The 13,258-nt window shown below is 66.0% G+C and carries 16 protein-coding genes; 12 read left to right on the top strand and 4 right to left on the bottom strand.

The window, feature by feature from the left end; all coding sequences use genetic code 11:
- Nucleotide 1 precedes the first annotated feature (1 nt).
- From AC3WW4_RS07460 to AC3WW4_RS07445, 4 genes are read right to left on the bottom strand one after another with little or no spacing between them, the layout of a single operon-like run.
- Nucleotides 2-616, bottom strand: coding sequence for a DUF2894 domain-containing protein (locus tag AC3WW4_RS07460; protein WP_488827750.1), 615 nt, complete (start codon nucleotides 614-616; stop codon nucleotides 2-4).
- Nucleotides 613-1,350, bottom strand: a complete 738-nt coding sequence (locus AC3WW4_RS07455) for an OmpA family protein (protein WP_488827749.1) — start codon at nucleotides 1,348-1,350, stop codon at nucleotides 613-615. The genes AC3WW4_RS07460 and AC3WW4_RS07455 overlap by 4 nt, the downstream gene beginning before the upstream one ends.
- Nucleotides 1,347-3,845 carry a DUF802 domain-containing protein gene (locus tag AC3WW4_RS07450; RefSeq protein WP_488827747.1) on the bottom strand — a complete coding sequence of 833 codons (2,499 nt, stop codon included), beginning with the start codon at nucleotides 3,843-3,845 and terminating at the stop codon, nucleotides 1,347-1,349. The genes AC3WW4_RS07455 and AC3WW4_RS07450 overlap by 4 nt, the downstream gene beginning before the upstream one ends.
- An 8-nt stretch (nucleotides 3,846-3,853) precedes the next feature.
- Nucleotides 3,854-4,672, bottom strand: a complete 819-nt coding sequence (locus tag AC3WW4_RS07445; RefSeq protein WP_488827746.1) for a DUF3348 family protein — start codon at nucleotides 4,670-4,672, stop codon at nucleotides 3,854-3,856.
- 161 nt (nucleotides 4,673-4,833) lie between these two features.
- Here AC3WW4_RS07445 and AC3WW4_RS07440 point away from each other — a divergent pair, with 161 nt between their 5' ends.
- From AC3WW4_RS07440 to AC3WW4_RS07385, 12 genes are all read left to right on the top strand, one after another.
- Entirely contained in the window at nucleotides 4,834-5,169 is a 336-nt protein-coding gene (locus AC3WW4_RS07440; protein WP_488827745.1) for an ArsR/SmtB family transcription factor, read from the top strand.
- A gap of 18 nt (nucleotides 5,170-5,187) precedes the next feature.
- Nucleotides 5,188-5,592, top strand: a complete 405-nt coding sequence (locus AC3WW4_RS07435) for a DUF2703 domain-containing protein (protein WP_488827743.1) — start codon at nucleotides 5,188-5,190, stop codon at nucleotides 5,590-5,592.
- 61 nt (nucleotides 5,593-5,653) lie between these two features.
- Entirely contained in the window at nucleotides 5,654-6,013 is a 360-nt protein-coding gene (gene arsD, locus AC3WW4_RS07430; protein ID WP_488827742.1) for an arsenite efflux transporter metallochaperone ArsD, read from the top strand.
- 14 nt (nucleotides 6,014-6,027) lie between these two features.
- A complete protein-coding gene (arsA, locus tag AC3WW4_RS07425; RefSeq protein WP_488827741.1) occupies nucleotides 6,028-7,818 on the top strand; it encodes an arsenical pump-driving ATPase in 1,791 nt (596 codons plus the stop codon).
- 1 nt (nucleotide 7,819) lies between these two features.
- A complete protein-coding gene (locus AC3WW4_RS07420; protein WP_488827740.1) occupies nucleotides 7,820-8,314 on the top strand; it encodes an arsenate reductase ArsC in 495 nt (164 codons plus the stop codon).
- Nucleotides 8,315-8,330: 16 nt separating this feature from the next.
- A complete protein-coding gene (locus AC3WW4_RS07415; protein ID WP_488827739.1) occupies nucleotides 8,331-8,834 on the top strand; it encodes an arsenate reductase ArsC in 504 nt (167 codons plus the stop codon).
- Nucleotides 8,835-8,842: 8 nt separating this feature from the next.
- Nucleotides 8,843-9,904: an ACR3 family arsenite efflux transporter gene (gene arsB, locus AC3WW4_RS07410; protein ID WP_488827738.1), complete on the top strand. Its 1,062-nt coding sequence runs from the start codon at nucleotides 8,843-8,845 to the stop codon at nucleotides 9,902-9,904.
- Nucleotides 9,901-10,326, top strand: coding sequence for an arsenate reductase (glutaredoxin) (gene arsC / locus AC3WW4_RS07405; RefSeq protein ID WP_488827737.1), 426 nt, complete (start codon nucleotides 9,901-9,903; stop codon nucleotides 10,324-10,326). The genes arsB and arsC overlap by 4 nt, the downstream gene beginning before the upstream one ends.
- The gene (gene arsH / locus AC3WW4_RS07400) at nucleotides 10,319-11,050 is read left to right on the top strand and encodes an arsenical resistance protein ArsH (RefSeq protein ID WP_488827736.1); all 732 of its coding nucleotides are present in this window, start codon (nucleotides 10,319-10,321) and stop codon (nucleotides 11,048-11,050) included. The genes arsC and arsH overlap by 8 nt, the downstream gene beginning before the upstream one ends.
- A gap of 106 nt (nucleotides 11,051-11,156) precedes the next feature.
- Nucleotides 11,157-12,560: a permease gene (locus AC3WW4_RS07395; protein WP_488827735.1), complete on the top strand. Its 1,404-nt coding sequence runs from the start codon at nucleotides 11,157-11,159 to the stop codon at nucleotides 12,558-12,560.
- 31 nt (nucleotides 12,561-12,591) lie between these two features.
- Nucleotides 12,592-12,828, top strand: coding sequence for a thioredoxin family protein (locus AC3WW4_RS07390; RefSeq protein WP_488827734.1), 237 nt, complete (start codon nucleotides 12,592-12,594; stop codon nucleotides 12,826-12,828).
- Nucleotides 12,829-12,918: 90 nt separating this feature from the next.
- The gene (locus tag AC3WW4_RS07385; protein WP_488827733.1) at nucleotides 12,919-13,221 is read left to right on the top strand and encodes a monooxygenase; all 303 of its coding nucleotides are present in this window, start codon (nucleotides 12,919-12,921) and stop codon (nucleotides 13,219-13,221) included.
- Nucleotides 13,222-13,258: the final 37 nt, after the last annotated feature.

Genomic DNA, 13,258 nt, shown 5'->3' with positions numbered 1-13,258 from the left:
GTCATTTTTTGCTTCGACTCGGCCGCTTGGATTTGGCGTCTTTCAACGTCGTTTGCTGGTTGACCTGATCCAGCCAGAGCAAGGTTTCCATCTGGGCCAGGAAGCGCCCCAGGTAGTCGGGGGACAGGCTGCGCATGAGGGTGAGCGAGCGCAGCATGAGCCGGTGCGAGTTGAGTGGGCCGGCGTTATCCGGTCCACGGTGCACGGCCTGGACCACCTGCTGGTCGGCCGCGATCTTGGACCAGACCTCGCTGAAGCCGCGCACGCTTTTCAGATCGGAGGCGTTGCCACCCTCTTCCGGGTCCACCAGTTCGGCCTGGGCCTGGGTGCGCTCCTGAATGTAGCGGTTCAAGCGGGTCAAGGGCGCGGCATGCGCCGAGGCCAGCACGGTGCTGGCTGGGCGCGCGCCGGGGGTTTCGCCCTCGGGCGAGGCGACACGGGCCACTCGCTGGGCGTAGTCTTGCACCGCAACTTGCAAGCGCTGGGTCAGCCGCTGTCGCACCGCGTCGGGCTGCGTGACCAGGCGGCGTTCGAGCACCTCCAGGTAATGGAAGCGGGCCGGATCATGGTGATGGGCGCCGGTTTCGCGCAGCGACGCCAAGGTGGGCCCACTCATGGCGTATCGGGCCGAGTGGCTTGGGCGGCCTGGGGCAGGTGGCTCGGGGACTGAGCCTGAACGGGCGCGGGGGTGGGGGTGGGGGTGGGGGTGGGTACTGAAGTCTGTGCCGTTTTGGGCACCGGCGCCATTTCGACCCGTCGGTTCTGCGCCCTGCCCCGCTCGTCGGCATTGGGAGCCACGGGTTGCTCGGCCCCGAAGGCGGCGGCAAAGACCTGGGACGAGGGCATGCCCTCGTCGATCAGAGCGCGGGTGACGGTCAAGGCGCGCTGGGCAGACAGCTCCAGGTTGTCGGTGAAGCGGCGGTTGCGGTCGCGCAGCAGGGTGTCGTCGGTGAAACCGCTCACCATCAGCATTTCCTGGCGTTCGCCCAGGTACACCCGCAAGGGCTCCACCAGGCTTTTGAGCAGCTGGCGACCATCGGGTCGCAGCTCGTCCGAGCCGGCGGCGAACAGCACGCTACCGCTGATGCCGATGCGGCCATCGTTGAGGGTGACGCGACCGCTGGCCAGGGGGCCGGCCAGGGCGTGCTCGAGCGCCATGCGGCGCTGCTCTTCCTGTTGGCGCTTTTCGACCTCCTGCTTGAGGCTGCTGACGAGGTCCATCTGCACCACGATCATGCCCACCAGGATCAGCACGAAGGCGCCCAGCAGGCCGGACATCAGGTCACCGAACACGGCCCAGACCGGCGCCGTCTGATCGACGGCATCGTCCCGGTCGTCGAGGTCCATCATCGGGCGCCCCCTTCGGCAGAGGCCAGCGCCTTGCCATGCAGGCGGCGCAGGTCTTCGACGATGCCTTGTTGCGAGCTGATGCTGAGGTCGATGACCTCGCGGGCCTGGGCCACGTAGTAGGCCAGCTGCTCATCGCTGCGTGTGAGGGACTGGCCAATGGCGCGCTCGATGCCTTGCAGGCTGCCGATCAGCTTCTCGTTGGTGTCGCTGAACAGGGTCACGCCATGCGCGAAGGACTCGCCCAGGCTGGACAGCTCGACGGCGCTGGCCGCCACATGGGCCGCCACCTCATCGACCTGACCGGCTTGCTGGCTGAGGGCGCTGGCGAACTGGGCGCCGGCTTCTTGCAGCACGCCGGTGGCCGAGTTGACCATGGACTCGATGGCGGCGCGCTGCTGCCCGGCGGCTTCGTTGACGGACTGCAGCAAGGTGCCGAGCTGCGCCATCATGGCGGTGCGCTCGGACAGGGCGAGGTTGTCGCGCTCGCTGATGTGGGCCATGTCGCGGCGCAGCTGCACGATGACCTCGGCGGCGGCCTGCGGCACTTCGGAGGCTGTTTGCAGCAAGCGGTTGAGCGGGGCTTCCAGCGAGGTGCCCAGGGTGGCCAGGTGCTGGGCCACGGCGGCCTGCAGGGCATCCAGGCGCTCGACGGCGGCGCGGCCACGCTGCGCTTCTTCGTCGCGCAGGGCCTGCAGTTCGGTGCGCCAGACGGCGCTCAGCTGGTCCATGCGCTCGCCTTGTGAGGCGATCCATTGCTGCTCGGAGGCCAGGCGGGCGCGCACCAGTTCTTCCGACTGGCTCAGCAGCTGGGTCACGCCGGCCAGGGTCTGGCTGACGTGCTGGCTGGCGCGCTCGGTGATCTGGCCGGCAGCGCTCTCGAGCGTCTGGCAGACGGCCTGCTGTTGGTCCAGCGTCTGGGTGCTGACGCGCTGCCATTCGGCAGCCAGCGTCGCGGCCGTGGTGTCCATGGCCTGCTGCCAGGCGGCCAGGCGTTGCTGCTCGGCGGTCGCTTGGCTGGCTTGCGCTTGCGAGGCGGTGTCCTGCAGCGAGGTCAGCACGTCGCGGGCGTGCTGGGCGAAGGTGTCGTTGAAGCCCTGCAGAGATTGGTCGAGGCCGGCCACCAGCGTCTCGTGGGTGTGGGCCTGGCTGTGCTGTGCCGCCGTCCAGCTGGCAGCCACCTGCGCGGCCTGTTCGCGGATCTGCGCCGAGGCCGCTTCCAGGGCCTGGCACACGGCCTGTTGCTGTCTCACCGTCTGAGCGCCTGCCTGTTGCCACTCGCCCGCGAGCGTCGTCGCCAAGGTGGCCATCGTGCCTTGCCATGCGGCCAGGCGCTGCTGGTCGGCCTCAGCCTGCGCGGCCTGCGCTTGCGAGGTGGCGCTTTGCAACGATGTGAGCACGGTGGCGGCACGTTGCTCGAAGGTCTGCGTGAAAGCTTGCAGCGCGCCATCGAGCCCCGTCAGCAGGTGCTGCTGATTCTGGTTCTGGTTATGCAGGGCCGAGGTCCAGGTGTCGGCCACCTGGCGGGCGGTGCCCTCCCACTGCGTGCTCAATCCGTTGAGCTGGGCCTGGGTGGCGTCGATCAGGCGCTGGTGCGTGCGCTGGGATTCTTGCGCGATCTCGCTCATGGCGGTTTCGACCACGGGCCTGAGCGTGTCGCCGGCAGCACGGGCGCTGGCGGTGAGGCTGTCTTGCAAGGACGTGCCAACCGCTTGGGCCAGATCGGTGTAGGCGGTGGCGGCTTCGCGGTGGAAGGCCTGTTGCTGCGCCAGCAGTTGCGCGTCGAGCTGTTCACTGCGGCGCTCCAGCCCGGTCATCAGGGACTGCAGACGGTCGACCAGCACCGGCATGGCATCGGCCTGCGCCTGCAGCGCCTTGAAGGTGGCATCACGCTGGTGAGCCGCTGACAGGGGGCGCAAGGTGGTGGCAATCTGGGCGTCGAGTTGGCGCGCGACCTCGATGCGCTCGCGGCGGGTCAGGGCTGACATCAGGCCCAGCAGCGCCGAGGCGGCGACGCCGGCCACCGAGGTGCCAAACGCCAGGCCCAGGCCCTTGATGGGCGCGGCCAGGGCGCCCCGGATGGCCTCCAGATTGGCCGAGCCTTCGAGCGCGAACACGGCGCCCTGGAAGGTGACCACCATGCCCAGGAAGGTGCCCAGCATGCCGAGCATGACGAGCAGGCCCACCAGATAAGGGGTGAGCGCCGGGCCCGGCATGGCCACCCGCTGCCCTTCGATGCGTGAGCGCACCGGGTGCTGCAAGCTGGGATGGAGGCGGGCCAGCCAGGCACCCAGGTCGCTCAAATCGGATGGGATGTGGGCCAGCGCCTCGCTCAGCGTGGCCGTGGCGGCACGAAAACGCCGCAGTTCCAGGGCGCCGAGGACGTAGACCCCGCCGATCACGGCGGTCATGGCCAGGGCCATCCAGCTCGTCCCCACAAAGCCCCAGCCGACCCAGCCCACGGCCACCAAGCCGAGGGTGAAGATGACGGTCATCATGAATTTGTTCATTGTGATTCGCTGCTCTCGCTGTGTTCGCTGTTCTTGTTTAGTTCATTGCCCGCGTTCTGGGCGGCTTCCATCAGGCCCAGAATGGGTTGCAGACGCTGGTGCAACTCGGCCAGCATCATGTCGCGCATGTCGCGCTGAAAGGCAGCAATCCAGCCGCCGGGTTGTCGCCAGCGGATGGGGTCATCCTCGCCTGCCTGCGTCGCGACGGTCTGTTGGTGGTGCTGGCGCCAGTGTTCCAGGCGCCGCTCCAGGTACACCGGCACGCTGGTCCACAGCTTTTGCTCGCGGGCACCCAGCATCTGTTCCATCACCGCATCCAGCGCCACCAACTGCCGCAAGGCCGGCGAGCCTTTGGAGAGCATCTGGCGCACCTGGACTCTCAAAGCCCCCACGGCGTTATCCATCTGCTTTTGCAGGCTTTGGTAGCGTTGGTAGTGGGGGGCGTACTTGGACTCGGCGCGGGCGTCGTCTTCTTCGAGGGTGTGCAGCAGGGTCCGGGGGGTGGACGGCAACGGGGTGTGGGGCGGCGTCACCTTCGCGGTGATCAGGGCGGTCAACTCGGCCTTGACCTGGTTCACCACCTGGGCCACCGCGCTCGCGTCCACCGCCTGTCCGCGCAACTTGGTCTGAGACGGGTAGGACTCGATGGAGTGCAACGCGCCATCGAGCTTGACGGCATCAAAGGCACTCAGCCAGTGGCTGAGCCGCTCGGCCACGTCTTGACGCGCCGACTCGCCATCCACCTGCGCCCATTCCTGGAGCAAGCGGACGAGTCGTGAACTGCCGAGACGGTGCTGCAAATCCAATCCTTCCATGCCACGCGCAGGGGTGGCGGCCTTGTGATGCGACGACGGGCGAAACCGCGTATTTTCGTTCAGGAAGGAGCCTGCGGCGCCCATGCGTGTGCGGAGACTGTGCAACGGGTGGCGTAGCCTGGCTCCTTGCGATATTTCAACGATTGTTGTATTATTGCCGCATGGAACAACGCACCGCCACCACCGTCTTCGAATCCCTGTCCTCCGGGGTTCGCCTGGATGTGTTCCGACTGCTGGTTCGCATGGGTCAGGAAGGCATGGTCGCCGGTGACATCGCCGCCAAGCTGGGCGTGCCGCCAACCAACCTGTCCTTCCACCTGAAGGCGATGGCACACGCCGGCTTGGTCACGGCCACCCAGGAAGGACGCTTCCAGCGCTACCGGGCCAACCTCACTTTGATGTCGGACCTGATCGCTTACCTGACGGAAGAGTGCTGCGCCGGGCAGACCGAGTTGTGCCCGACCGTGAACGCGGCCAACATCTGCACCCAGTGCTGAGAACGAGGGGCCGCCATCGTGAAAATCCTCCCGCTGATCTGGCAACGGCTGGTGAACAACGCCGGACAGACCTGCCCGCGTTGCCGTGACACCGGCTCGGAGGTGCAGGCCGCCGTCGAGCGCCTGCGCCAAGCCCTGGCGCCCCTGGGCGTCGAGCCCCAGTTGCAGACCCAAGAATTGAGCGAGGCCACCTTTCTGGCCGAGCCGGTGGTGTCCAACCGCATCCTGATCAACGGGGAGCCGATGGAGCATTGGCTGGGGGCGCAAACAGGCACCAGCCCGTGTTGCGAGCAATGCGGTGACAACGAATGCCGCACCCTGGCCATGGACGGCCAGACCTACGAGGTGATTCCGCAAGCCTTGATCGTGCGCGCCGGGCTGATTGCCGCCACGCGCATGTTGGATTCGACCTTGCCCTCTTGAGGCGTTGCCGCGACAGCGGCCATCTCATCCCTTTTATTTTGATTATTCAAGGAGTCTGAAAATGAAGTCGATTCAAGTGTTTGACCCTGCCCTGTGCTGCAGCTCGGGCGTATGCGGGGTCGAGGTCGATCAGGCCCTCGTGAGCTTCGCGGCCGACATCGATTGGGCCCGTCAGGCCGGCGCCCAGATTGAGCGCTTCAACCTGGCCCAGCAGCCCATGGCCTTTGCCGAAACGCCTGCTGTCAAGACCTTCCTGGAGCTGTCTGGCCAAGAGGGCCTGCCGCTGACCCTGGTCGATGGCCAGATTGCCCTGGCGGGTCGCTACCCTTCGCGAGACGACCTGGCGCGCTGGGCCGGCATCACTGCTGTGGCGGCCACACCCTCTGCCGGTAGCTGCTGCGCAGGCAGCCGCTGCTGCTGAGAACGGAGTCCCCCATGCTGTTTCTGGACCAGGCGCCGCGCTTCCTCTTTTTCACCGGCAAAGGCGGCGTGGGCAAGACCTCGCTGGCCTGCGCCACCGCCGTGCGGCTGGCCGAGGCCGGGCGCCGCGTGCTGCTGGTGAGCACCGACCCGGCTTCCAACGTCGGGCAGGTGTTTGGCGTGCAGATCGGCAACCACATCACGCCCATCCCGGCGGTGGCCCACCTGTCTGCGCTGGAAATCGACCCGCAGGCTGCGGCGCAGCTTTACCGCGACCGCATCGTGGGGCCGGTGCGCGGCGTGCTATCCGATGCGGTGGTGAAAAGCATCGAGGAACAACTCTCGGGGGCCTGCACCACCGAGATCGCCGCCTTCGACGAGTTCACCAGCATGCTGCTGGACTCGCCCCTGACCGCTGACTTCGATCACATCGTGTTTGACACGGCCCCCACCGGCCACACCATCCGCCTACTGCAACTGCCGGGCGCGTGGAGCGGTTTTCTGGAAGCCGGCAAAGGCGATGCCTCCTGCCTGGGCCCGCTGGCCGGCCTCGAAAAACAGCGCGCGTCTTACAAGGCAGCGGTGGATGCGCTGTCCGACCCCTTGCGCACCCGCCTCGTGCTGGTGGCCCGCGCCCAGGGTGGCGCCCTGCGTGAAGCGGCCCGCACCCACGATGAACTGGCGGCCATCGGCCTGTCGCGCCAGCATCTGGTGATCAACGGCCTGATGCCAGAGCGCGAAGGCGCGCACGACGCGCTGGCCGCAGCCATCCAGGCACGCGAAGCGGCCGCGTTGGCCGACCTGCCCCCGTCCCTGCGCGACCTGCCGCGCGACGAGATCGAGCTCAAGGCCTTCAATCTGGTCGGGCTGGATGCCCTCCAGCATCTGCTGTCTGACCAGGCGCCACCCACCGACACGACCCCAGTGGCGCTGCCGCCATCCCTGCAGACGGCGCGCCTGTCATCGCTCGTGGACGAGATGGCGCAGAACGGGCATGGCCTGATCATGCTGATGGGCAAAGGTGGCGTGGGCAAGACCACGCTGGCGGCTGCCGTGGCGGTCGAGTTGGCCCACCGCGGCCTGCCCGTGCACCTCACCACCTCCGACCCGGCCGCACACCTGACCGAAACGCTGCAAGGCAGCCTGGACAACCTGACCGTGAGTCGGATCGACCCGCACGAGGTCACCGAGCGCTATCGCCAGCAGGTGCTGGCCACCAAGGGCGCCAAGCTGGATGCGCAAGGCCGCGCCATGCTCGAAGAAGACCTGCGCTCGCCCTGCACCGAGGAGATCGCCGTCTTCCAGGCCTTCTCGCGCATCATCCGCGAAGCCGGCAAGAAGTTCGTGGTGATGGACACCGCGCCCACCGGACACACCCTGTTGCTGCTGGACGCCACCGGCTCCTACCACCGCGACATCGTGCGCCAGATGGGTGACACGAACGTGCACTTCACCACGCCGATGATGCAGTTGCAGGACCCCAAGCAGACCAAGGTCCTGCTCGTGACCCTGGCCGAGACCACCCCAGTGCTGGAGGCGGCCAACCTGCAAGCCGACCTGCGCCGCGCCGGCATCGAACCCTGGGCCTGGGTGGTGAACAACAGCATCGCCGCCAGCCAGCCGCAATCGACCCTGCTGAAACAACGCGCCCGCAACGAGCTGCGTGAGATCGACCTGATCCGCTCACACCACGCGCAGCGCCACGCCATCGTGCCACTGCAACAACAGGAACCCGTGGGCGTGCAACGCCTGCTGGCCCTGTCTGAAATGGCTGAACTTCCCGAAACCAACCCTGCTGGAGCCTGACATGGCTGACAGGGTCTACAACGTGCTCTTTGTGTGCACCGGCAATTCCGCCCGCTCCATCATGGCCGAGAGCCTGCTCAATGGCATGGCAGCCCACCGCTTCACAGCCTGGTCGGCGGGTAGCCAGCCCAAGGGCGAGGTGCACCAGCTGGCCCTGCAGGTGCTGACCCACCTGAACCTGCCGCACGAGGGCCTGCGCAGCAAGAGCTGGAACGAGTTCGCCGGCCCCGATGCCCCACCGCTCGACTTCGTGTTCACCGTCTGCGACAACGCCGCGGGCGAGGTTTGCCCTGTGTGGCCCGGCCAGCCTGTGACGGCCCACTGGGGCGTGTACGACCCTGCGGCGGTCGAGGGCACGCCAGCACAACAACAGCATGCGTTCGAGGAAGTGGCCCAGATTCTGAAGCGCCGCATCGACTTGATGCTGTCACTGCCCGCTGAGAAGCTGGCCTCGCTGTCCATCCAGGCAGACCTCCATGCCATCGGCAAACTCTGACGCGTCCGGGCCCACCATGACCACCCACGTTCTGATCCTCTGCACCCACAACTCGGCCCGCAGCGTGCTGTCCGAAGGCATGCTCAACCACCTCGCCGCCCAACTCGGCAAGGATGTGAAGGCGCACAGCGCTGGCAGCGCGCCCAGCGGTCGCCTCAACCCCTTCGCCATCGAAGCCCTGAACCGCGCGGGCATCGACACCTCGGCCTACCGCAGCAAGAGCTGGGACGAGTTCACCACGCCCGACGCGCCTCCACTGTCCATCGTCATCACCGTGTGCGACAGCGCGGCGGCTGAAACCTGCCCCGTATTCTTCGGCGGCAATGGCCACCCGGTCAAGGTGCACTGGGGCTATCCCGATCCGTCCAACGCCGAAGGCGGTGACGAGGGCAAGCGCCGTGCCTTCGAGCTGACCCGCCAGGCCATTGGCTACAAGATGCTGCAACTGCTGGCCCTGCCGCTGGACGCGATGAGCCGCGATGCCGTGCAGGCAGCCCTGAACGAGATTGCCTTGAGCTGAGCGACGTCATGACCAACAACACCCAAGCCATTGCGCACATGAGCGCCTTTGAGCGCTATCTGACCGTCTGGGTCTTTCTGTGTATCGTCGTGGGCATCGCCCTGGGGCAGTTTTTCCCTGCTGTCTTCCAGGCCATCGGCCACATGGAGGTCGCGCAGGTCAACCTGCCGGTAGGCCTGTTGATCTGGGTGATGATCATCCCCATGCTGCTCAAGGTCGACTTTGCCAGCCTGTCGCAGGTGGGCAAGCACTGGAAGGGCATCGGCGTCACCCTGTTCATCAACTGGGCCGTCAAACCTTTTTCCATGGCCTTTCTGGGCTGGCTCTTCGTGCGTCAGGTGTTCGCGCCTTACCTGCCCGCCGAGCAGCTCGACAGCTATGTGGCCGGCCTGATCCTGCTGGCCGCCGCGCCCTGCACGGCCATGGTGTTCGTCTGGAGCCGCCTCACCGGCGGGCACCCGCTGTTCACGCTCTCGCAGGTGGCGCTCAACGACACCATCATGGTGTTTGCGTTTGCCCCCATCGTGGCGCTGCTGCTGGGCCTGTCGGCCATCACCGTGCCCTGGGACACCCTGCTGACCTCGGTGGCGCTGTACATCGTCATCCCCGTGATCCTGTCGCAGGTGCTGCGCAAGGCCTTGCTCCGCAAGGGCCAGGCCGCGTTCGATGCCGCGCTGATCAGGATCGGCCCCTGGTCGATTGGGTCCTTGCTGGCAACCTTGGTGCTCTTGTTCGCCTTCCAGGGACAGGCCATCATCGAACAGCCCTTGGTCATCGCCATGCTGGCCGTGCCCATCCTCATCCAGGTCTTCTTCAACTCGGGTCTGGCTTACTGGCTCAACCGCCGCGTGGGGGAATCACATGACGTGGCCTGCCCCTCGGCCCTGATTGGTGCGAGCAACTTCTTTGAGCTGGCCGTGGCCGCCGCCATCAGCCTGTTCGGTTTCCAGTCAGGCGCCGCGCTGGCCACCGTGGTCGGCGTGCTGATCGAAGTGCCCGTGATGCTGCTGGTGGTGCGCCTGGTGAACCAGAGCAAGGACTGGTACGAACAAGGACAATGTCGAGCATGAGCGACACCATCATCTATCACAACCCCAAGTGCGGCACCTCCCGCAACACCCTGGCACTGATCCGCAATGCGGGCATCGAACCGCAGGTGATCCTGTACCTGGAGACACCTCCAAGCCGTGCCCAACTGGTGCAGCTGATTGCCGACTGCGGCCTGAGCGTGCGCGAGGTGCTGCGCGCCAAGGGTGACCTGTATGACGAACTCGGCCTGGCCGACCCGAAATGGACGGACGACGAACTGCTGGACTTCATGGTGGCTCACCCCATCCTGATCAACCGCCCCATCGTCGTCACGCCCAAGGGCACGGCCCTGTGCCGACCGTCCGAGAAGGTGCTCGACATCCTTCACCAACCTCAGCAGGGGCCCTTCACCAAGGAAGATGGCGAAGTGGTGATCGATGCGGAAGGTCAACGCCGTGTCTGAGCCGTCCTCAGGCCTGCCTGACCTGCCTCAGGTCGCGGCGGAACACTTCCGTGTGCCCGACCCGGCGCGTCTGCACCCGGCAACGCCTTCCACGCACGCCCCGCGCATCCTGATGCTCTACGGCTCGCTGCGCGAGCGCGCCTTCAGCCGCCTGCTGACCGAAGAAGCCGCGCGCCTGTTGCGCGCCATGGGCGCCGAGGTCAAGATCTTCAACCCCAGCGGCCTGCCCCTGCCCGATGACGCCCCGGAGTCTCACCCCAAGGTTGCGGAGCTGCGCGAGCTGACCCAGTGGTGCGAGGGCATGGTGTGGTGCTCACCCGAACGCCACGGCGCCATGACCGGGATCATGAAGGCGCAGATTGACTGGATCCCCTTGAGTGTGGGCGCGGTGCGGCCCACGCAGGGCAAGACCCTGGCCCTGATGCAGGTCTGCGGGGGATCGCAGTCCTTCAATGCCGTCAACCAGATGCGGGTACTGGGCCGCTGGATGCGCATGATCACGACCCCCAACCAGTCCTCGGTGGCCAAGGCGTTCATGGAGTTCGATGAGCACGATCGCATGAAGCCCTCCAGCTACCACGACCGGGTGGTGGACGTGATGGAAGAACTGCTCAAGTTCACCCTGCTCACGCGCGACATCAGCCCCTATCTGGTCGATCGCTACAGCGAGCGCAAGGAGAGCGCCGAAGCCCTGATGAAACGGGTGAACCAGTGCTCGCTCTGAACACGCCCCAGGGAGCACCGAGGGCTAGAATGATTTCTTCGGAGCTCCCAATTCAGGTTGACGCATGGACTTGATGCTGACACTGCTCCACGGTGGAGCCGGAAGCTTGGCGTCCTACTTGGCCGCACATGTGTTGCTGTGCCTGCTGCCGGCATTCTTCATTGCGGGCGCCATGGCCGCGCTCATCCCGAAAGCCAGCATCACGCGCTGGCTAGGCCGACATGCCCCCGCCTATGTCTCTTACCCGGCCGCGGCCCTGGCTGGCTCGCTGATTGCGGTCTGCTCCTGCACCATCGTGCCGCTGTTCGCCGGCATCTACCGCAAGGGCGCGGGCATCGGCCCGGCGGTCACCTTCCTGTTTTTTGCGCCCGCGGGCAACATCATGGCGCTGGCCTACACCGGCAGCATCCTAGGCGCGGAGTTTGCCCTGGCCCGGCTGGTGTTGTGCCTGCTGTTTGGCATCGGGATCGGTTTGCTGATGGCACAGATTTTCTGGCGTGACGATGCCCAGCACGACAGTGAAACGGACACGCTGTTCGCCGACCAGGCCACCATTGCCCCGGCTGCGCTGGGCGTCCTGCTGTCCTTGGTTGCCCTGCTGATTGCCGGCACGCTCAAGCTGTGGCCGCTCACCGCCACACTCGCCAGCTTCGAGTTGCCGGTGTCGTGGGCCCAAGCCTGGCAAACCACCCTGTTCAACTGGCTGCCCTTTGATGCCAGCAAAGGCGAAGAAGGCGTGAGCTTTCAGGGCTCCGTCCTGATCGGCTTGCTGCTGCTGATCAGCGCGACCGCCTGGCGAGGCCTGGAAAACATCATCGAAGGCGCCAACCGCTGGACGTGGACGGCCTTGGGTTTGGCTGCCATCACCTTGCTGGTGGCGTCTTTGCAACTGAAGCCCACCCCCGATGGCCTGGTGGTGGGCCTCACCGGACGGGTCCTGGCCGTGGCGTTGGCGATGGGGGCCACCTGGCACTTCGCCCGTCAGTTGCCGGCCGACGACTGGCGAGCCTGGCTGTGGGAGGCCTGGCGCTTCGTCAAGCAGATCTTCCTGTTGCTGGTCGTAGGGGTGTTCATCGTCGGCATGGTGCGCGAGGTCATCCGTCCCGAGTGGATCGAGGCCCTGGCGGGCAGCAATACCGTGCTCGCCAATGCGGTCGCCGTCGGGTTCGGCGTGTTCATGTACTTTCCCACCCTGGTGGAGGTGCCGGTGGCCCGCATGTTCCTGGACCTGGGCATGCACCCCGGCCCCCTGCTCGCCTACCTGATGGCCGACCCCGAACTCAGTCTGCAAAGCATGTTGATGGTGGCGGCCGTGATCGGACGTCGCAAGACCGCAGGTTACGTGGGTCTGGTGGCCCTGTTCAGCGTGTGCGCCGGCTTGACCTATGGCACCTGGGTAGATGGTGCCCGCTGGACGGCGGCAGCCCTGGCCACCGGCATTTTCCTCACCGTGTTGCTGGTGTCGATGGCCTGGCTGCGTTGGCGTCCGGCCGCGCCCAGCGAGAACTGACCCCCTTCACTTTCAACCACAAGGAACATCCATGCTGACCGTCAAAATTCTGGGATCGGGTTGCGCCAACTGCAAGAAGCTGGAAGCGGTGGCCCGCGAAGCCGCCGCCCTGGCGCAGGTCGAAGCCGAGTTCGTCAAGGTAACAGACATGAACGACATCCTCGCCTTCAATGTCATGTCGACCCCGGCACTGGTCATCAACGACAAGGTGGTCAGCAGCGGCCGTATTCCCAGCCTGGTCGACATCCAGAAGTGGCTCACGGCCTGATAGATCACAATAGTGTGTTCGGTGGGGCAGCGCACATTACCAGCCCACCTCACCAGAGGCGCACGCGCACTGCTCTACCTGGAGAACTGAATGCCCTACCTGCTTCAAGTTGACTTCCCTTATTCAGGCCCCTGGGGGGAGGAAATGACCCAAGCCATGACAGGCTTGGCGCAGTCCATCGCCCAGGAACCTGGCTTGATCTGTAAGTTCTGGACGGAGAATCAGGCAAGCAACGAGGCCGGTGGGGTCTACCTGTTTCACGACCTGCCCAGCGCCGAGGCTTACCTGGCCATGCACACGCAACGCCTCAAGGGCTTCGGCGTGCCGCAGGTCAACGGCAAGATCTTCGCGGTGAACGAGGCCCTCTCCCGCATAGACCGGGCACCGGTCTGAGACATGCGCACGCCCATCCCGCCTCACGCGGCGATAC

Source organism: Aquabacterium sp. TM01, assembly GCF_057808345.1.
The sequence above is the reverse complement of the archived record's forward strand: the minus strand, read 5'-3'. Positions and strand labels throughout refer to the sequence as shown.

Coding starts and splice junctions, on each gene's coding strand:
- AC3WW4_RS07415 (WP_488827739.1), top strand. CDS start 8,331: ATGACCACCCACGTTCTGATCCTCTGCACCCACAACTCGGCCCGCAGC.
- arsA (WP_488827741.1), top strand. CDS start 6,028: ATGCTGTTTCTGGACCAGGCGCCGCGCTTCCTCTTTTTCACCGGCAAA.
- AC3WW4_RS07460 (WP_488827750.1), bottom strand. CDS start 616: ATGAGTGGGCCCACCTTGGCGTCGCTGCGCGAAACCGGCGCCCATCAC.
- arsD (WP_488827742.1), top strand. CDS start 5,654: ATGAAGTCGATTCAAGTGTTTGACCCTGCCCTGTGCTGCAGCTCGGGC.
- AC3WW4_RS07450 (WP_488827747.1), bottom strand. CDS start 3,845: ATGATGACCGTCATCTTCACCCTCGGCTTGGTGGCCGTGGGCTGGGTC.
- AC3WW4_RS07420 (WP_488827740.1), top strand. CDS start 7,820: ATGGCTGACAGGGTCTACAACGTGCTCTTTGTGTGCACCGGCAATTCC.
- AC3WW4_RS07445 (WP_488827746.1), bottom strand. CDS start 4,672: ATGGAAGGATTGGATTTGCAGCACCGTCTCGGCAGTTCACGACTCGTC.
- AC3WW4_RS07440 (WP_488827745.1), top strand. CDS start 4,834: ATGGAACAACGCACCGCCACCACCGTCTTCGAATCCCTGTCCTCCGGG.
- arsB (WP_488827738.1), top strand. CDS start 8,843: ATGACCAACAACACCCAAGCCATTGCGCACATGAGCGCCTTTGAGCGC.
- AC3WW4_RS07385 (WP_488827733.1), top strand. CDS start 12,919: ATGCCCTACCTGCTTCAAGTTGACTTCCCTTATTCAGGCCCCTGGGGG.
- arsC (WP_488827737.1), top strand. CDS start 9,901: ATGAGCGACACCATCATCTATCACAACCCCAAGTGCGGCACCTCCCGC.
- AC3WW4_RS07390 (WP_488827734.1), top strand. CDS start 12,592: ATGCTGACCGTCAAAATTCTGGGATCGGGTTGCGCCAACTGCAAGAAG.
- AC3WW4_RS07455 (WP_488827749.1), bottom strand. CDS start 1,350: ATGATGGACCTCGACGACCGGGACGATGCCGTCGATCAGACGGCGCCG.